The following is an 18432-nucleotide window of genomic DNA, read 5'->3' as shown; positions in this document are numbered from 1 at the left end:
ATGGCCCGTCGCGGCGGCCCGCGGAACCGGGCCGGAGTGCGGGCATGCCGAGCCTAAGCGAGGCACCGAGTGGTGGGGCAGAGACCTTTTGGTTAATTTTGGCTGGGCCGGCATTCCGGGCGTTTGCCAAAAGTGACCCGCTGTAAGAGCGGAACCATAGGCGGCCGTTACCTAAATAATGGATATGTACCCCGAACAAAAACCTCAGAGCACCAAGCTAAAATCCAACCGCCCATCACGCACCGGCGGACACCAGTAATACCCCCCAGTCAACGGCTTGCTAATGCGATACAACCCATCAACAATCCCATCCTCAAGCCCACTCATCCGCCGCAGTTGGGCTTCAAACGCATCAAACGAATGCCCAAACGCCAGGAACATCAACCCCGCCTGACCATTCTCGGCCCATGGCATCGACCGCCGCACCACAAACGCCTCCGGGGTAAAACTCTCCTGAGCCGTACGCTTGGTGTGCGCCGACTCCGGCGCGTCCTCCAGCTCCTCGTTATCACCATGGCGCCGACCAATAATGTGGTCCCGCTCCAGAGCAGGCAACGCCGCAAACCCATCCAGATCATGCTGCCACTGCTGGATCGCCGCAAAACTCGCACCACCCTGCGCCACCGCAGCCTCCACCGCCGCATCATCATGCGGATTCTCAGTGCCATCCTCATAGTCGGTCAGATCAAACCCGGTCTTGTAGCGAAACCCCTCGGTCATCTGCACCAGACCAAACCCCGGCGCCAGGGCCTTCTCGAACGCCCGGCTGCGCAACAGCAACTCACCGCGATCCACACCGTGCAACCAGACCCACAGCGCCTGCTGGGTCGACGGATTCTCCGCCCCCGGCCCGCTCACATGAGGGAACGCCCGCAACCCGTCAATCCGGGCGCCAAGGGCATTGACCAGCGGCTCACCAAAACCGACCACCGCACTGGCGTCCACCAACTGCACCAGCGCATCCAGTGCGGCAGGCACGGCATCCAGCGACTCAATGGCAAAAAACAGATGGCGTGCCTGCAACGGCACCGGTGCGGCAAGAATGCCCGGCTGGTACTGACTCATGTGAACTCCTTCAAGAAAGCCGCGCAGTTTACCCGGCGAGCTCACGGTTGTGCTCAAGGTTTTCCAAGGTTCGCGGGTTAATGCGTCTAGCCCTTGCCACACGGGCCGTTGATGGGTGAATCTCTAGTCACGTTTTGCAACCATTCCAGGGGTAGCGACATGACCACCGACAACCTGCTCGCCCAGCTGTTTCCCACTGCCGCCGAGATTCCCGAGCAATTCCGGCTCGCGGCGCCCATCGAACAACGTGATTACCTGGTCGGCGGCCAGTTGCATGTTTGGAACGGCCCCTTGGCCGAAGTGCGCAGCCCGGTGCAGTTGCGCGGCACCGACGGTGACACGCCGGTGATCATCGGCAGCACCCCGCTGCTGGACGCCGACACCGCCTTGACCGCCCTCGACGCTGCCGTGGCCGCCTACGACCGTGGCCAGGGCGCGTGGCCGACCATGCGCGTGGTGGATCGCATCCAGCATGTCGAAGCGTTTTTGCGGCGTATGCGCGAACAGCGTGACGCAGTGGTCAAGCTGCTGATGTGGGAGATTGGCAAGAACCTCAAGGACTCGCAGAAAGAGTTCGACCGCACTTGCGACTACATCACCGACACCATCAACGCCCTCAAGGAACTCGACCGCCGCTCCAGCCGCTTCGAGCTGGAACAGGACACCCTGGGGCAGATCCGCCGGGTGCCGCTGGGCGTGGCACTGTGCATGGGCCCCTACAACTACCCGCTGAACGAGACCTTCACCACGCTGATCCCGGCGCTGATCATGGGCAACACCGTGGTGTTCAAGCCCGCCAAGCTCGGCGTGCTGCTGATTCGCCCGTTGCTGGAGGCGTTCCGCGACAGCTTCCCGGCCGGCGTGATCAACGTGATCTACGGCAGCGGTCGCGAGACGGTCAGCGCGCTGATGGCCAGCGGCAAGATCGATATTTTTGCGTTTATCGGCACCAACAAGGCCGCCAGTGATTTGAAGAAACTGCACCCGAAACCGCACCGCCTACGCGCGGCGTTGGGCCTGGATGCAAAGAATCCCGGGATCGTGCTGCCGCAGGTCGACCTGGACAATGCGGTCAACGAAGCCGTCACCGGTTCGCTCTCGTTCAACGGCCAGCGTTGCACCGCGTTGAAGATCCTGTTTGTGCATGAGGATGTGGTCGACAGCTTTATCGAGAAATTCAACCGCAAGCTGGCGACCCTCAAGCCTGGCATGCCGTGGGAAGACGGTGTGTCGCTGACGCCACTGCCCGAGCAGGGCAAGGTGGATTACCTCGGCGGCCTGGTGACCGACGCACTGGCCCATGGCGCCAAGGTGGTGAACGAGAATGGCGGCGCCAGCCGTGGCTCGTTTTTCTACCCGGCGGTGCTGTACCCGGTGAACCCGCAGATGCGCGTGTACCACGAGGAGCAGTTCGGCCCGGTGGTGCCGATCGTGCCTTACCGCGACCTGGAGACGGTGATCGACTACGTGCTGGAGTCGGACTTCGGCCAGCAACTGAGTATCTTCGGCACCAGCCCGAGGGAAGTCGGGCGCCTGGTGGACGCGTTCGCCAACCAGGTGGGCCGGATCAACATCAATGCCCAGTGCCAGCGCGGGCCGGACAGTTTCCCGTTCAACGGGCGCAAGAACTCGGCCGAGGGCACGCTGTCGGTACATGATGCGTTGCGGGTGTTTTCGATCCGTACCCTGGTGGCGACCAAGTTCCAGGCGAGCAACAAGGAACTGGTCAGTGACATCCTGCAGGAACGCACGTCGAGCTTTCTGACCACTGACTATATTTTCTGAGCCCGACACCGATCTAAAAATGTGGGAGTGGGCTTGCTCGCGAAAGCGGTGGTTCAGTCACCGGATGTATTGACTGACACGCCGCCTTCGCGAGCAAGCCCGCTCCCACATTGGAACTGAGTGAAGCCTGAACAACGAGGTTACCCTGATACCAATGAATCTCCCTCTCTTCGCCCGCCGCTTGCTGCGTCCGTTGCTGGACCCGTACCGGCGCTACCGTCACGCCAAGTTGATCCACGCGGTGCGGGTTTCCATTGGGTTGCTCGCAACGATCCTGCTCACCACCGGCATCAACCTGCCCCATGGTGAGTGGGCCTCGGTGACGATGCTGATCGTGATCGGCGGTTTGCAGCACCACGGCAATATCGGCAAGAAAGCCGTCGAGCGCGCCTACGGCACGTTGATCGGCGCCAGCGTCGGTTTGCTGCTGGTGCTGCAACAGGCGTATCTGGGGCAGCCACTTTTGACCTATTTGCTGATGTCGGTGGTGTGCGGGTTCTTTTCCTATCACGCCATCGGCAAGGGCGGATACATCGCGTTGCTGTCGGCCATCACCGTATTTATCGTTGCGGGCCATGGCGATAATCCGATATCGGACGGGTTGTGGCGCACGGTCGACATCCTGATCGGCATCGTCCTGGCCCTGGCGTTTTCCTTCGCCCTGCCGCTGTATGCGGTGTATTCCTGGCGCTACAACCTGGCCAGTGCCTTGCGCGATTGCGCGGCGATTTATAGCCGGATCATCAGCGGCCAATCGGTCACCGATGATGAACACCTCAAGCTGCTGAATCGCCTGAACGCCGCGATGCTGCAACTACGCTCGCTGATGCCATCGGTGTCCAAGGAAGTGCGGATTTCCATGACCGAGCTGGACACCCTGCAGCGGCATTTGCGGATGTGCATCAGCACCCTGGAGATCCTCGGCAACACCCGCCCCGACCCACGGGACAAGGAAGCCCTGGCGCGCATGCAGGTGGCGTTGAAAGCCGAGCACCGGCAGATTCGGGTGCAGTTGATCGGGATGGCGCGGGCGTTGCAATCCGGGGCCACCGACCGGCTGGAACGTCCGAGCACCACGCCGACCCACGAACAGACCTTTGAAGTGCCGGTGGTCAACGCGTTGGACGGTTACCGGTTATTGACCCTGCAACTGGCAGCCAATATTGACGCCATGCGCCAGCGCCTGGCCAAGATCGCCAGCCACTGGAAAATCTGATCAGCCCCGGTGCAGCGCCTGTATCAACAGCTGCTGCAACGCCTGTAACCGAGGCGCGGGGCTGTCCTCGGCAAAGCGCAACACGTTCGCCACTTCGGGCAGCGGCATCCGCTGGTCGAAGGGGCGATACACTTCCACGCGCTTGTCGAGATGGTCACTGCTGAGCAGGCCGATGCCCAACCCGGCGGCGATGGCCGATACCACACCCTCCACCGACCCACATTCCACCACCACCTGCCAGCGAATGCCCAAGGCGCTCAGGCGTTCCTGGGCCAGTTGCCGGTAAAAACAGCCGGGGCCGAAGGTGATCAGCCGCACGCATTCGTCAGGCGCAGGCTGCCAGCCTGGCCGGGCGCACCAGTGCACCTGTTCGGTCCACAGCAATTGGTCCCGCGCTTCGATACGCGGGATGAAATCCTGGTGCAGCGCCAGGTCCAGCTCACGGTCCACCAGGGCCTGGCGAAGCACGTGGCTCTGCTCCACCACAATTCGCACATCCAGCTGGCGGTGTTGCCGGGAAAACTGGCCGAGCAAGTTCGACAACTCGGCCATCGGCACCTGTTCGGTGGCGCCCAGGCGGATGGAACCTTGTAACTGCACCGGATTGAAATGCAGCGCCGCGTCGTGGGCGCCTGCGCAACGACATCCGTGGGGCCGTGCTGCAGGTGGTGCAAAACGCCGGGCACTTTCTGATGGAGGATGCGCCGGAACGGGTGAGTGAGTACCTTGTAGACTTTATCGGCCAGGTTCACAGTAAACGCTGACTGCCATTTGTCGGGATTACACAAGCCAATAGACTTCACACTTTCTCTTACATATTTTTCACGTTTTATTCACATCCAGAGACGTAGGGTAAAGCCTCATCCGTTACAAACGTTGTAGTTAAAAACCCGCCGCCCCAGCGGGTTTTTTTTGCCCGGGATTTGAGTGGCCACACGGTTTCTGGGGAGAGGAGTCGAAGCAAACCGGCTCATTGCGAGCCGGTCTTGATGGGTCAACGAGCCACCTTGTTGACAGGCGACGCCGCTTGCTCACGTATCGCGCGCTGGGTATCGAGCACCCGCGCCAGGGCCGTTTCGGCTTCAGGACTTTGCTGCGGCACACGAATCGCCGCCGACACCAGGGTAATCAGCTTGGCCATGACCTCGGCATCCGTGGCCGGGCGTCCCAGGCTCATGGAGTTCATCAGCAAACGCAGCTCGGTACCGGCCATCACCCCGGAGATCGCCTTGAGGGCAAATTGCAGGCGTACCCCCAGCTCGTTGCGCGGCAAGTCCGGAAGCGCCAGTGCGAAGGCTTCGAAGAAGCGCTGGAACACCGGCTGGTAATGCACCTTGAGGTATTCCTGGATAAACGGCGACGTGTCGCTGTACACCCGCCCCAGGAACCGGATGAATGAACGCCCTTCCCCGCTGGCCGGGTCGCTGCGTTCCAGGCCCATGGCCGGGGCGAACAGCACCCCGAGCAAGGTGTCGCAATCCAGCGGGCCGTCGGATTCGGCTTCGCACCGGGCGAGCAACTCCAGGCGCTGCTCGTTGAGCGGCTCCAGGCGCTGCATCAGCAGGGTTTTCATCAGGGAGTCCTTGTCCCCGAAGTGGTAATTCACCGCAGCGAGATTGACCTGGGCCCTCTCGGTTATCTGCCGCAACAAAACAGCGTCATAGCCGTATTTGATGAAAAGAGCCTCTGTCGCATCCAGCAATCGGGTCTTGGTAACGTTTGGAGCGCTGAGTTTCTTCGCGACCATAGGGATTGGGGTTCCACTGCGGAAATATTGTTTTAAAAATTAATTTGATTTTTTATACCGGGGCCGCTGCCTGAAAGCAAGTAGTGACACAGCGCCATACTATTCAAAGCCAACAGCAACGGGCTCATTGAGGGTAGCTGATGGATTTTTTCAGCGCCGGAAACGTCCCTTTGAAGAATCGTTTCAAAGGGTAAAACCGCTCTATATCCATGGCTGGCGGAACGGCTGGATCGCGGTTAGTATTCAAACAATATTTTAAAAACAAGAAATAAAACCAGTCCGTGACGTGTACCAGGCAGCTCCTGAACTTGTTACAAGGATTTTCGGGGGAAGCACGGCGCTGTCGAGGCTGCAGGCGTAGTCATGATGACAGATACCCCCGCGCACCCAGGCTTTATCTCCTTGCAAGGCATCGGCAAAAGCTATCAGCTGGCCGGTCAACACCTGTCGATTCTCAATGATGTATGCCTGGCCATCGAAACCGGTGACAGCTGCGGCATCCTCGGCGCCTCCGGCTCCGGCAAAAGTACCCTGCTCAATATTCTCGGCCTGCTGGATTTGCCCGACTGCGGCCAGTACCGCTTTGCCGGCCATGACATCTTCAGCGCCAGCCCCGATCAACTGGCGGCGATCCGCAATCAGCAGATCGGTTTCGTCTTCCAGAGTTTCAACCTGCTGCCACGCCTCAGTGCCCTGGACAACGTCGCCCTGCCCCTGAGCTACCGCGGCGTGTCACGCCACGACTCGGTGGAACAGGCCCTGCGCATGCTCGACCAGGTGGGCCTGGCCGAGCGCGCCCACCATCGCCCGGCCGACCTTTCCGGCGGCCAGCGCCAACGGGTCGCCATCGCCCGGGCATTGGTCGGCAACCCGTCGGTGATCCTCGCCGACGAACCCACCGGCAACCTCGACAGCACCACCGCCCAGGAGATCATGGACCTGTTGCTGGCGCTCAATCGCGAGCAGCAGGTGACGCTGATCATCGTCACCCACGACCCGCACATTGCCGAACGCCTGAATCGCAAGATCCTGGTGCGCAATGGCGTGGTGCAAGAGGCCGGGCGCCTATGAGCCTGCGGGTCGAACAAAGCCTGAGCCAATTGCTGCACGAGGCGTTTGTCAGCCTGCGCACCCTGGGCAAGCGCTCGATCCTGGCCTTGCTGGGCATCGTCATCGGCAGTTCCTCGGTGGTGGCGCTGATCAATATCGGGCACAACGCCGCCGAAGACGCGGCGATGATTTTCAAGGACATGGGCACCGACACCCTGGTGGCGCAATTCCCGCCCAGGGGTGCCAGCAGTGCGCAAATGCCCGCCAGCCTGGACTTGGAAGCCGTGCGCCGCAGCGTTCCCGGCATTGCCCATATCGGTGCGGTCTCGCTGTTCAGCGGGCCAGTGGTGTTCCATGGCCGTACCTGGAACGCAAGCCTCGTCGGCAGTACGCCAGACCTCAAGGATGCCATGCGCCTGTCGGTGCGCGACGGGCGCTTCCTGTCGAGTTTCGATGCTGGGGAAACCTATGCGGTCGTCGGTGACCAGGTCGTCCAGGCCTTGAGCGTGCCCGGCGACCCGCTGCAACTGGGCGACCGGGTACGTATCAACGATTACCTGTTCCTGATCGTGGGCATTCTGCACAGCCAGCCCCGGGCAATGCTGATTCCCGTACAGGCCAACGAATCGCTGTTCGTCCCCGCCCCGGGCATGCGCCGGATCTACGCCAGCCCGCAAATCGGCAACGTGATCATCCGTGCCACCCCCGGCCAGGATATGGAACGCCTCGCCCAGGACTCAGCCGTGGCACTGCGAGCCCAGCTCTCCGACCACGATGTCGACATTCAGGTGCCCCAGCAAATGATCGATGGCATGACCCGCCAAAGCCGGACCTTCGCCTACCTGCTGCTGGCCCTGGGCGCGATCTCCCTGGTGGGCGGCGGCGTCGGCGTGATGAACGTGATGCTGATGAACGTCTCGGAGCGGCGCCGGGAAATCGGGATTCGCATGGCCCTCGGGGCGCGCCAGCGCGACATTCGCAACCTGTTCCTGCTGGAAGCCGTGACCCTGACCGCCGTGGGTGCGGTATGCGGCGCGGTACTGGGCATGACCGCCGCGTACCTGTATGCCAGGCTGTCCGGCTGGCAGTTTTCCCTGGCGGTGGCCGCGCTGCCGCTCGGGGTCGGCAGCACGTTGCTGGTGGGGCTGTTTTTCGGGATCTATCCGGCGGTGTCGGCCTCGCGGCTGCAGCCGGTGGAGGCCCTGCGCGATGAATAAACGGCTGCTGTTGTTGACCGCCTTGGTAAGCCTGCACAGCGTGGCCGCCGACGTGGTGATTCGCCCCTCCGCGCCCAGTACCACCCGCAGTGGCTATGAACGCAGCGTGTCGCTGAATGCCCAGTCCACCACCCTGACCCTGGGGGATGCGGTGTACCTGGGCCTGCGCAACAACCCGGCGATTCGCAGCGCGTACCTGCAACGGGTGGCGCAGAAATTCGACCTGCGGGTAGCTGAAGACACGTTCAACCCCAAGCTGACCCTGAACAGCTACTACCGCACGACTAAAGGCACTGAAGACAGCTCCCGCAACGCTAACCTCGCGCCTAATGCCACCTTGCTCGGTGAGTACGGCACGCGCCTGAGCATGAACTGGACCCAACAACTGAACAACGCCGATCGCGCCGGACGCTACCGCAGCGACGGCCTCGACCTGTCACTGATCCAACCGCTGATGCGCGGTGCCGGCTGGGACGCCACCACCGCCCCGCTGCGCCTGTCACGCCTGTCGGAACAGGCCAACCGCCTGAACCTCAAGGCCAACGTGGCGCAAACCATCAGCAACATCATCGCCACCTACCGCGAGTTGCTGCGGGCCCAGGAACAACTGAGCATCGTGCAGGACGCCCTCAAGCGCTCCGGCACCTTGCTTGAAGTGAACAAGGCACTGATCAGTGCCGGGCGCATGGCCGAGTTCGAGATTGTGCAGACCGAAGCCGATATCGCCACCCAGCAACTGGGGGTGGAAGAAGCCCAGAACCAACTGGACACCAGCCGCCTGGCCCTGCTGCGCCTGCTGGCCCTCGACCTGTCGACACCGATCCGCGCCACCGAGGCCCTTGAAGCCAGGCCCATGGACATCGATAAACGCCAGGCTTTCGTGCTGGCGCAGAACCAGCAGCCGGAATACCTCGCCACCCTGCTCGGCAGCCAGCAGGCCGACCTCAACCTGGTGATCGCCAAGGACTCCGGCCGCTGGCAAGTGGACCTGGTGGCCGGTGCCAACCAGATTCGGGCCGCCACCAATGACGATAACGGCTACAACAGCAACCGGCGCTGGGACAGCTACGCGGGCGTGCAGGTGCAGATTCCCATCGGCGACATTAGCACTCGCCAGGCCGAGGTGCACGCGCGGGTCGATGTGGAAAACCAGGAGATCATCATCGCCGACGCCCGCCAGCAACTGGAGCGCGACGTCAACGATGTGGTGCGCGACCTGGGCACTCGCTGGCGCCAGTATGAAATTTCCCAGCGGGCGGTAGAGTTGTCCAAGCGCAAGATCGAAATCGAACGGGAAAAACTCAGCGCCGGGCGCTCCACGAACTTCCAGGTATTGAGTTTCGAAACCGACCTGCGCAACGCCGAGAACTCGCGGCTCAATGCGCTGATTGCCTATTTGAACGCCCAGACTCAGCTCGACTTGACCTTGGGCATGACGCTGGAAAGTTGGGAAATCGCCCTCAATGACTACTAATAAGAAGCGCCTGTTGGGCGCCGTGTTGATTGTGCTGGTGGCTGGCGTCGGCATTTCGCTGCTCAGCCGTCAAAGCCCGGCCGCCAACCAGCCCGGCAACGCCGAGCAGTGGCTGGCGGTGAAGGTCGACCCGCTGGTGCATCAGATCGGCCTGGTGGGCAAGATCGAGCCTGACACCACCATCACCCTCACCGCGCCGTTCGACGGTAATGTGCAGGCCAACCTGGTGGAACAGGGCCAGCGGGTCGAGGCCGGGCAGGTGCTGCTGCGCATGGACCCGGCCACCCTCGAAGTGCAACTGCGCGACGCCCTCTCCGCCCAGCTCAAGGCCCGGCGCACGGTGCAGGAAATGCAGGACTGGGACAGCGGCCAGCAAGTCGGGCGCGCCCGCCGCACCCTGCGCACTGCCGAAATGACCGCCAGCAACACCCAGCGCAAACTCACCGAAAGCGAAAACCTGTTCAAGCGCGGCATCATCCCGCGCAACGAACTCGACGACCTGAAACAACAGGCCACCCAGCAACAACTCGACCTGACGGCCGCCCGCGCTGAGCTGCAACAGGCCGTTGAACAAGGCAAGGGCGAATACCGGCAGATCGCCGATATGGAGCTGACCAACGCCACCGTGAAATATGAAGCCCTGCGCACCCTGCTAGATGGCAAGGAAGTCAAGGCCCCGTTCTCCGGCATTGTGGTGCCGGCGCCGGGCAGTAATTCATCGACCCAGGGCGGCGGGGGCAATAACGCGCCGGTGCAGGCCGGGAGCAAGGTCAGCCAGGGCCAGGTGCTGTTTGGACTGGCGAATATCGAGAAACTGAAAATCGTCGCCAAGGTGTCGGAGCTGGACATCAACCAGTTGCACCAAGGGCAGGCGGTGGAGGTGATGGGCGACGGGTTTGATGGGGAACGGCTGACGGGATCGGTCAGCGTGGTCAGTGGCTTGGCGATTGCCAGCGACAGCCAGGGTAGCGCGCAGTTTCCGGTGACCCTGTCGATTCCCAAGCTGACCCCGCAACAGTTGCAACGGGTAAGGTTGGGGATGAGTGCGCGGTTGACCATTGTGACCTACAACAATGACCAGGCGATTGTCGTACCGGCCCAGGCGATCAGTCGCGGGGATGGGGTGATGACGGTGGAATATCGGGCAGCGATGGATAAACCGGTGGAGCGGGTGACGGTGACCACCGGGCAGTCGACGGCCCAGGGGGTTGAAGTGTTTGGGTTGAAGCCTGGGTTTGTGAAGGTCGGTCCATGAACCCGACCTGTAGGAGCTGGCTTGCCTGCGATAGCAATCTCTCAGCTGATAAAGATGCAGCTGACCCACCGCTATCGCAGGCAAGCCAGCTCCCACATTAGATTCAGAGGTGTGCCAACCTCGCGGCCAGCGCCTTGGCCTGAATCGCGACATCCGTCACTGCGGTACTTTCCCACCACATCCCGCGCAACGGCGGGCCCATGGCAAACAGCCGCCGGCTGACATTCCCGTGGGCATCCAGCACCGCCCCCGACACATCCGCCGCAATCCCCAACGCCAACGGCCCGGGCTGAATCAGCCCGCGCTTGAGCAACTGCCTGGGCAACGGCCGGGCCACGCGCCGCCAGTCATATTCAATCCCGCTGGAGTTGATCAGCGCTGCCCCTGACACCTGCACCACATCCTGCTCTCCACGATGACGCAGGCGGATCGTCACCTCACCTTGCGAAGGTACCAGCCCCTTGTACGAAGCCGCCCGGATCCGCAGCCGCCCTTCCCCATGCAACCGCGCCACCAACTCGGCACTCAACGGCGGCGAACGGTGGTGGTGGCTTTCCCACCAGGGCCGCACATGCCGCACGAACTGACGTTTCTCGCCCTCGCTGGCCTGGCTCCACAACCGCCCGATGTTGGCACGCACGGTGTCCAGCGGCGCTTGCCAGTCAATCCCCTGCTCCAGCGCGAGCCGGCATTGGCGCCGCACCTCCCGCAGCAATTGCCGGGGGCTGCGCAGGCTGTGGTCTTCTCCCAGGAAGTCGACCCAGGCCGGCGGCTGCCGACGGACATGGGGCAACAGGCCGTGGCGCGAAAAAATCTCGATGGGCCCGCGATGGCCGGCCTGTTCCAGGGACACCACGGCGTCCACCATGGTCAGCCCGGAACCGATGATCAGCACGGTGGATTGGGGGTCCAGTTGGGTCATGGCCGGTACATCCCACGGATCGACGGCAGCGGCATTCAAGCCGCTGGATTCGGTCTGTGGCGTGCGTGCCGCCGGGAACATGCCGGTGGCCAATACCGCACAGGCACCGCGCAGTTGCTGGCCGTCGCTCAAGGTCAGCCGTGTGGCGTGTTCATCCACCTCAAGGTCTGTCACCTCGGCGCGAATGTGCTCGACGGTCGACGCGGAAATCGCCTTGGCCTCGGCCAGCCGCTGCTGCGCGTACAGGCCAAAAATCCCGCGGGGCGGAAACAGTTCGCTGATGGGCACGTGCTGCTGGTCCGACTCGGGCCAGCCGCCGCCGGCGATGTAGGCGGTCAGCCACTGGGTCAGGTCATCGGCGTTGTCCGGGTCGACGCTCATGCGCGCGGCGTTGCCGTTCAAGGTGTGCCCAAGCTCTACCGCACTGTAGGCCTCGCCGCGCCCCAGTTCCTGGCGCGGCTCGATCACCAGGATCTGCCGCGTGCCCGGCAGGCGCAGCAACTGCACCGCCAGCATCGTCCCGCTCAGGCCGCCGCCGACAATCAGCACATCGGCGTTGCGAATGGCGCTCGTCGCCTGTCCGCGTTCGGTTTCACTCATGAAATTGCGCCCTTACTGTCTGCCTGAATGGTTGTGGTAAAAATCGCCCCGTGCAGTATCCAGCACATCCACCCGGGACGCCTAGTTCAGCCCGACTGCGGGAAGCCCAGGCTCTGGCCGCTAATCAGCCATTGCTCCAGCACCGTCGCCAGGCCGCCTTGCCAATGGGTGCTTTCCCCGCTCCACAATTCGGTCTTGCCCGAAGGCTGCCACCAGCGACAGAGCCGTTGTGAGGTGTCCACAGGGTCGATCCGTCGCACCATCGCCAACGTCTGGAACCCAGGGGCATACGCGTGGGTAGGCCGGATGCGCCACACTTGTTGCTGCAGGGCAGCGGGCTCGAGGTCATCCGCCAGGGTCAGGATCTGGCCACCGATCACCTGGGCGGCCAGGGCCAGCAGCAATAGGCCGGGTTCGAAGGCACCGCTGAGGGCCAGCCGCGACTGCTCGGTAAAGCCCTGCTGACGCAAGCCATCAGCCAGGCGCTCGACATCCCGCAACGCATCGATCCAGCGCCAGGCATACCACTGGCCGTCACGCTTGTGGCGCAGGGCGCTGTGCAACGGGGTCACCTGTGCCCAATGGCGCAACTGCGCCAACGCCTCGGGCAACACCGTAACCCGTTCGGCGGGCCATTCCACATCCAGCGCAAGTTCAAGTTCATGCACGCTCATAGGGTGATGCTCCTATTGGTGAAACAAGCATGCGGTGGTCCGCTGGCCGGATTTATGTGGGCGGCGGTGGGACGGCTCGACTCGCTCGCGAAAACGGTGCTTCAGGCAACATCAATGCTGAATGTCAGTCCGCATTCGCGAGCAAGCCCGCTCCCACATTTGTTTTATGTACACCCGACAAATCACGATAGCTGGCCCCCGGATGGTTGTCCGCCAACCGCGCGCCGTCCCCAAACAATTTCTCCCGCAGGGTGCCCTGGGCATATTCGGTCTTGTACACGCCGCGCTTCTGCAACTCCGGCACCAGTAACTCGACCGCGTCGATAAAGGTCTCGTGGGTCAGTGCATAGGCCAGGTTGAAGCCGTCCACATCGGTCTCTTCAACCCATTCCTGCAACAGATCGGCCACGGTTTCCGGGCCGCCGACGAACAACGGGCCGAAGCCGCCGATGCCGACCCAGTCTGCCAGTTCATTCGGGGTCCAGACCTTGTTCGGGTCGGCAGTGGAGAAGGCTTCCACCGCCGATTGAATGGCGTTGGTATGCACATGCTTGAGGGGTTCATCGGGCTTGAACTGGCTGAAGTCGATGCCGGTCCAGCCGGAGATCAGGGCCATCGCGCCTTCGTAGCTGACATAGGATTTGTATTCGTCGAACTTGGCCTTGGCCTTGGCATCGGTCTCGCCAACGATCACGGTCTGCAAGTTGAAGATCAGGATTTTCTTCGGGTCACGCCCCGCCTCGGCCGCACGGCGGCGGATATCGGCAACGGTTTTCTTCAGCAGCACTTTCGACGGTGCGGCAACGAACACGCATTCGGCCTGTTCGGCGGCGAACTGTTTGCCACGGCTCGACGCCCCGGCCTGGTACAGCACCGGCGTGCGTTGTGGCGACGGTTCGCACAGGTGAATGCCGGGCACCTGAAAGTGTTTGCCGACGTGGCGGATCTCGTGGATCTTGCTCGGGTCGCTGAAGATCCGCCGTTCGCGGTCGCGTAACACCGCGCCCTCTTCCCAGCTGCCTTCCCAGAGCTTGTAGCAAACCTCCAGGTATTCCTCGGCGTAGTCGTAGCGCGCATCGTGTTCGGTCTGGGCTTTCTGGCCGAGGTTCTTCGCGCCGCTTTCCAGGTACGAGGTGACGATGTTCCAGCCGACGCGGCCCTTGGTCAGGTGGTCGAGGGTGGAAAGGCGCCGGGCGAACGGGTACGGGTGTTCGAAGGACAGTGAAGCGGTGAGGCCAAAACCCAGGTGTTCGGTGACCAGCGCCATGGGTGCGATCAGCGACAGCGGGTCGTTGACCGGCACCTGGGTCGCCTGGCGAATCGCTGCGTCACCGTTGCCGTTATAGACGTCGTAGATGCCCAGCACGTCGGCGATGAACAGGCCGTCGAACTTGCCGCGCTCGAGAATTTTTGCCAGGTCGGTCCAATATTCCAGGTCCTTGTACTGCCATGAGCGGTCACGCGGGTGGGCCCACAGGCCCGGCGACTGGTGGCCGACACAGTTCATGTCGAAGGCATTCAAACGGATTTCACGAGGCATTAAACGTTACTCCGGGGGGCGACACCGTTGAGGTGGTAGTTGCCGACAATCTGGTATTTCCAGCGCAGGGGATCATCAAGGGTCGGCGGCAGCGCAGTACGCTGGCCGGTGAGTTCGAATTCGGCGTTGCTGACAGCGATGAGGGCCTCGGCAGCCGCTATCTGGGCTTCTGTGAGGGCCACCGGGCCTGGGTGGGTTTCGGCACGCTCAAACAAAGCAGCCGCTACCTCCACGCGAATCTGCAAATCGCCAAAGCGGCTGATCACGTAGGGGTCATCACTTTTCTCGACAAAGCGCCGGGTGCTTTCCAGCAGTTGGCGCGCCTGATTCAGTGCGGTCATGGATGCAGCTCCTCAGTTCCAGGCATGGCGTGCGGGCTTGACGCCGTTGAGCACGAAGTTGCCGATCAGGTGGTATTTCCAGCGGGCCGGGTCGTGCAGGGTGTGGGTACGTGCGTTGCGCCAGAAGCGGTCGAGGTTGTGCTTGCCGGACACCGAGCGGGTGCCGGCCAGTTCGAAGAGTTTGCTGCTGGCGAGCAAGGCGGTTTCCGCCGACAGCACTTTGGCCTGGGCGACGACCAACGAGGCATTGGCCACGGTGTCTTCGTTGGGGTTGGCCAGGGCCTGGTCGACGGCAATGCCGGCCTTGGCGAGGATCGCTTCGGTGCCGTGGACCCGCCATTCCAGGTCGCCGATGGCGGCGATGGTGAACGGGTCTTGCCAGCCGTGATCCTGCTGGCTGTCGATCCAGGGCCGGGCCTGGCGTGCATAAATCTTGGCTTGTTCCAGGGCCCCGAGGGCGATGCCGGTGTCGACGGCCGCCTGGATGATCTGCGAAATCGGGCCGTTGGCGGTGGGTTGGTCGAAGGCCTGGTGCGCGGGGATCACCGCACTCAGCGGCACCTTCACACCGTCGAGGGTCACGCCGCCGCTGGCGGTGGTGCGCTGGCCGAAGCCGTCCCAGCTGTCGATCACTTGCAGGCCCGGCGCGTCCCGTTCGACAAAGGCGATGAACGCCTGGTCCTTTTCGTTGACGCCCACCGTCGGCACGATATGGGCGAACAGTGCGCCGGTGCAGTAGAACTTCTCGCCGTTGATGTACGCACTGTCGCCGTCAAAGCGCACTTGTGTGTCAAACGTGCCGGCGTTCTTGCTCTTGGCTTCGGAGAAGGCATTGCCGAACCGATAGCCCTGCAGGACCTTGGCGAAGTAGTGCTGCTTTTGCTCCTCGCTGGCGGTTTGCAGGAGGATGTCGACGACGCCCAGGTGGTTCTGCGGAATCTGCCCCAGGGACGGGTCGGCAGCGGAGATCAGCTTGATCACCTCGGCCACCGTCACATAGGACACTCCCGCGCCGCCGTAGGCCTTGGGAATGGTGATGCCCCACAGGCCACTGGCAGAGAATTCGTCCAGCTCGGCCACCGGCAGGCGTCGCTCGCGGTCGCGCACGCCGGCGTCCACGGCAAAACGCTTGGCCAACTCGGTGGCAACCGCAATGGCCTCGGCGTCCGAACGGATGATGTGGGCAGGTTGTAGGGGTTGGGCTGACATGGGCCGACTCCAGGCTCCAGAGAGATACTGGAGTGATTGCAGGAGTCGTGCCCGAATGCAATGTGCAATGAAATCAGCGGGTTGCCGGTATATCAGGGAAGTCGTTGGCGGTTCAAAACAGCAAAGTGTCCAACCACTGTTGCGCTGCCAACAGTTGATCATCCGGGAGCAAGGCCCCGTGGTGGCTTTCAATACCGGCGACACTGACTTCGGTATTGAAAGCCAACTCACTACCACTCAGGCGTCGGTAGGACGGTCGTCCACGATATAAAAACTATGGTCAGAAAGGCGCTCGTCATGTCCATCTTGACGCACGCCATATTTTGCCTCCACCACCTCACGGCGGAAGACAATACCGTTCACAACATCTTTGTATTGGTGCTCCAGCGACTTTACCTCGATGTGACCAAACAGCAAGCCGTTCCCCCTGACCGTCCACCTGATTGTTTGCCCAATGGCCAGTCCCGGATACGCGGGAATAATGATCGAGGCTTGCCCACCCTGCATCTCGGGATAATTCACATGGTTCCCGTGAGAGGGATTAATGCGTGGACGGGGAAGCAAGTCACTACTCTTGATGTGCTTTGAGTCTTGCGCTGTCATCAGTGTGCTCTCCATTTAGTGAAGCCAACTGCCCCTTCCGCCCGCGCTCCGATTGAGCCAGTTCTCTGAGCAGTAACTCCCACACTAGATTCAATCCAACGCTGATGTAAGCTGTGAAATCTGACAGTTGACAACACTCAAAGCCAAGAGTCTTAAATCACCACGTTGCGCACAAACCGCACCGCCACGTCGCCGTCATTGCGATAGGCGTGAAGGTAGCGGCTGGCGAACATCAGGAACTCACCGGTGGCGACGTTTTTTTCCTCATCCCCCAGCACCAGCGTCAGGGTGCCTTCGAACACAAACAACTGCACGCTCCAACCCTCGGGGTCCGGTTCAGGCATGTAGCGATCGCCGGGCTCCAGGCGCATCTCCCATAGTTCCACTTCGCGACGCGCGGTGGCCTTGGCCAGCAGCACGGCTTTGCTGCCGGGGATGTCACCGGCCCAGGCCAGTTCGTTGATACGGCTGTGATCAGCGGCATCCGGGGCCTGGATCAAGTCGCTGAAGGCCACGTCCAGGGCTTCGGCCACCCGGTCGAGGGTCGACAGGCTGACGTTTTTCTCCCCCGCCTCGATTGCCACCAGCATGCGCCGGCTGACGCCGGATTTTTCGGACAGCGCCGTCTGGCTCAACTCAGCCGCATGGCGCAGGCGCCGAACGTTCTGGCTGACGTGTTGCAGGACCGAGGCCCGTTGCGGATTTTCTTTGTGCACTATATTGCTCACAGGGTGGGGTTGCGCAGTATACTGCCCAGCTTGCGGCGCATTGTGCGGTCCGCGCCCTTCCTGTGCAAGACCGAGCCGCCATGACCACCTCCCCGTTGTTTTCCCGTTTCAGCAAAGCCGAATGTGTATTGGTGGTGATCACCATGTTTTGGGGCGGCACCTTTTTGCTGGTGCAGCACGCCATGGCGGTCAGCGGCCCGATGTTTTTCGTCGGCCTGCGTTTTGCTGCAGCGGCGCTCATCGTCGGGGCGTTCTCATTCCGCAGCCTGCGGAACCTGACGCTGTTTGAATTGAAGGCTGGCTGCTTTATCGGTGTGGCGATCATGTTCGGCTACGGTTTGCAGACCATTGGCTTGCAGACGATCCTGAGCAGCCAGTCGGCATTTATTACTGCGCTGTATGTGCCATTCGTGCCGCTGCTGCAATGGCTGGTACTGGGACGGCGGCCGGGGTTGATGCCGAGCATCGGCATCATGCTCGCGTTTACCGGGCTGATGCTGCTGACCGGCCCGGCCGGGGCATCATTGAATTTCAGCCCCGGTGAAATCGCCACGTTGATCGGTGCGGTAGCAATTGCCGCCGAGATCATCCTGATCAGCGCCTTTGCCGGGCAGGTGGATGTACGCCGGGTAACGGTGGTGCAACTGGCCACGGCGTCGGTGCTGTCGTTCCTGATGGTGGTGCCGATGGGCGAGGCGCTGCCGGGGTTTTCCTGGTTGCTGCTGTTCAGCGCGGTGGGCCTGGGGCTGACCAGCGCGGTGATTCAGGTGGCGATGAACTGGGCGCAGAAAAGCGTCTCGCCGACTCGCGCCACGCTGATTTATGCCGGGGAGCCGGTGTGGGCCGGCGTAGTCGGGCGGATTGCCGGGGAGCGCTTCCCGCCGATTGCCATGGTGGGCGCGGCGTTGATCGTGGCGGCGGTGATTGTCAGTGAGATGAAAACCCGCCGGCAGCGGCTCGCCGAGCCCCAGGCCGAACTGGAACATGAAAACCAGGGTTAAGCGGC

Annotated in this window: 17 protein-coding genes; 7 read left to right on the top strand and 10 right to left on the bottom strand. The window is 62.2% G+C overall.

The annotated features are described in order from the left end of the window. Nucleotides 1–204 precede the first annotated feature (204 nt). On the bottom strand, nt 205–1065 hold the full coding sequence (locus tag ACIOMR_RS24275) for a Dyp-type peroxidase (RefSeq protein WP_087694809.1): 861 nt from the start codon (nt 1063–1065) through the stop codon (nt 205–207). Nucleotides 1066–1224: 159 nt separating this feature from the next. Between ACIOMR_RS24275 and ACIOMR_RS24270 the strand changes: the two genes are divergently transcribed. After that, nucleotides 1225–2850, top strand: a complete 1626-nt coding sequence (locus tag ACIOMR_RS24270) for an NADP-dependent glyceraldehyde-3-phosphate dehydrogenase (RefSeq protein ID WP_102369501.1) — start codon at nt 1225–1227, stop codon at nt 2848–2850. A gap of 154 nt (nt 2851–3004) precedes the next feature. After that, nucleotides 3005–4066 (top strand): FUSC family protein, encoded by a 1062-nt coding sequence (locus ACIOMR_RS24265; RefSeq protein WP_401196806.1) that lies wholly within the window; start codon nt 3005–3007, stop codon nt 4064–4066. On the opposite strand, the gene ACIOMR_RS24260 is transcribed toward ACIOMR_RS24265, so the two are convergent. Both ACIOMR_RS24260 and ACIOMR_RS24255 read right to left on the bottom strand, forming a co-directional pair. Continuing rightward, nucleotides 4067–4666 (bottom strand): LysR family transcriptional regulator substrate-binding protein, encoded by a 600-nt coding sequence (locus tag ACIOMR_RS24260; protein WP_256579503.1) that lies wholly within the window; start codon nt 4664–4666, stop codon nt 4067–4069. Nucleotides 4667–5060: 394 nt separating this feature from the next. Continuing rightward, nucleotides 5061–5813, bottom strand: a complete 753-nt coding sequence (locus ACIOMR_RS24255) for a TetR/AcrR family transcriptional regulator (protein ID WP_003211721.1) — start codon at nt 5811–5813, stop codon at nt 5061–5063. A 363-nt stretch (nt 5814–6176) separates the two neighbouring features. Between ACIOMR_RS24255 and ACIOMR_RS24250 the strand changes: the two genes are divergently transcribed. From ACIOMR_RS24250 to ACIOMR_RS24235, 4 genes are read left to right on the top strand one after another with little or no spacing between them, the layout of a single operon-like run. After that, a complete protein-coding gene (locus ACIOMR_RS24250) occupies nt 6177–6884 on the top strand; it encodes an ABC transporter ATP-binding protein (protein WP_023658970.1) in 708 nt (235 codons plus the stop codon). Next, nucleotides 6881–8080, top strand: coding sequence for an ABC transporter permease (locus tag ACIOMR_RS24245; protein ID WP_401196801.1), 1200 nt, complete (start codon nt 6881–6883; stop codon nt 8078–8080). Before ACIOMR_RS24250 ends, ACIOMR_RS24245 begins: the two co-directional genes overlap by 4 nt. Beyond that, the gene (locus ACIOMR_RS24240) at nt 8073–9554 is read left to right on the top strand and encodes a TolC family protein (RefSeq protein ID WP_008432459.1); all 1482 of its coding nucleotides are present in this window, start codon (nt 8073–8075) and stop codon (nt 9552–9554) included. Before ACIOMR_RS24245 ends, ACIOMR_RS24240 begins: the two co-directional genes overlap by 8 nt. Further along, nucleotides 9544–10809, top strand: coding sequence for an efflux RND transporter periplasmic adaptor subunit (locus ACIOMR_RS24235; RefSeq protein ID WP_177068897.1), 1266 nt, complete (start codon nt 9544–9546; stop codon nt 10807–10809). Before ACIOMR_RS24240 ends, ACIOMR_RS24235 begins: the two co-directional genes overlap by 11 nt. 103 nt (nt 10810–10912) lie before the next feature. Here the strand turns inward: ACIOMR_RS24235 and ACIOMR_RS24230 are convergent, their stop codons facing one another. The 7 genes from ACIOMR_RS24230 to ACIOMR_RS24200 form a co-directional block, all read right to left on the bottom strand. Further along, a complete protein-coding gene (locus ACIOMR_RS24230) occupies nt 10913–12331 on the bottom strand; it encodes an FAD/NAD(P)-binding protein (RefSeq protein ID WP_003211731.1) in 1419 nt (472 codons plus the stop codon). A gap of 86 nt (nt 12332–12417) precedes the next feature. After that, nucleotides 12418–13005: an AMP-binding protein gene (locus ACIOMR_RS24225; RefSeq protein ID WP_003211733.1), complete on the bottom strand. Its 588-nt coding sequence runs from the start codon at nt 13003–13005 to the stop codon at nt 12418–12420. Between the two features lie 124 nt (nt 13006–13129). After that, nucleotides 13130–14545, bottom strand: a complete 1416-nt coding sequence (locus ACIOMR_RS24220; RefSeq protein ID WP_003211735.1) for an LLM class flavin-dependent oxidoreductase — start codon at nt 14543–14545, stop codon at nt 13130–13132. Further along, on the bottom strand, nt 14545–14886 hold the full coding sequence (locus ACIOMR_RS24215; RefSeq protein ID WP_003211737.1) for a hypothetical protein: 342 nt from the start codon (nt 14884–14886) through the stop codon (nt 14545–14547). Before ACIOMR_RS24215 ends, ACIOMR_RS24220 begins: the two co-directional genes overlap by 1 nt. 12 nt (nt 14887–14898) lie before the next feature. Beyond that, the gene (locus ACIOMR_RS24210; protein ID WP_401196796.1) at nt 14899–16095 is read right to left on the bottom strand and encodes an SfnB family sulfur acquisition oxidoreductase; all 1197 of its coding nucleotides are present in this window, start codon (nt 16093–16095) and stop codon (nt 14899–14901) included. Nucleotides 16096–16332: 237 nt separating this feature from the next. Further along, complete coding sequence (locus tag ACIOMR_RS24205; protein WP_177080514.1) at nt 16333–16698, bottom strand: hypothetical protein; 366 nt, start codon at nt 16696–16698, stop codon at nt 16333–16335. A 152-nt stretch (nt 16699–16850) separates the two neighbouring features. After that, nucleotides 16851–17414: a helix-turn-helix domain-containing protein gene (locus tag ACIOMR_RS24200; RefSeq protein ID WP_003211741.1), complete on the bottom strand. Its 564-nt coding sequence runs from the start codon at nt 17412–17414 to the stop codon at nt 16851–16853. A 92-nt stretch (nt 17415–17506) separates the two neighbouring features. On the opposite strand from ACIOMR_RS24200, the gene ACIOMR_RS24195 reads away from it, so the two are divergent. Next, a complete protein-coding gene (locus tag ACIOMR_RS24195) occupies nt 17507–18427 on the top strand; it encodes a DMT family transporter (RefSeq protein WP_008432448.1) in 921 nt (306 codons plus the stop codon). The last annotated feature ends 5 nt before the right edge of the window (nt 18428–18432 follow it).

This window comes from Pseudomonas sp. NPDC087814 (assembly GCF_044742865.1).
Lineage (GTDB): Bacteria > Pseudomonadota > Gammaproteobacteria > Pseudomonadales > Pseudomonadaceae > Aquipseudomonas.
This window is presented reverse-complemented; position numbering and strand designations above follow the sequence as displayed.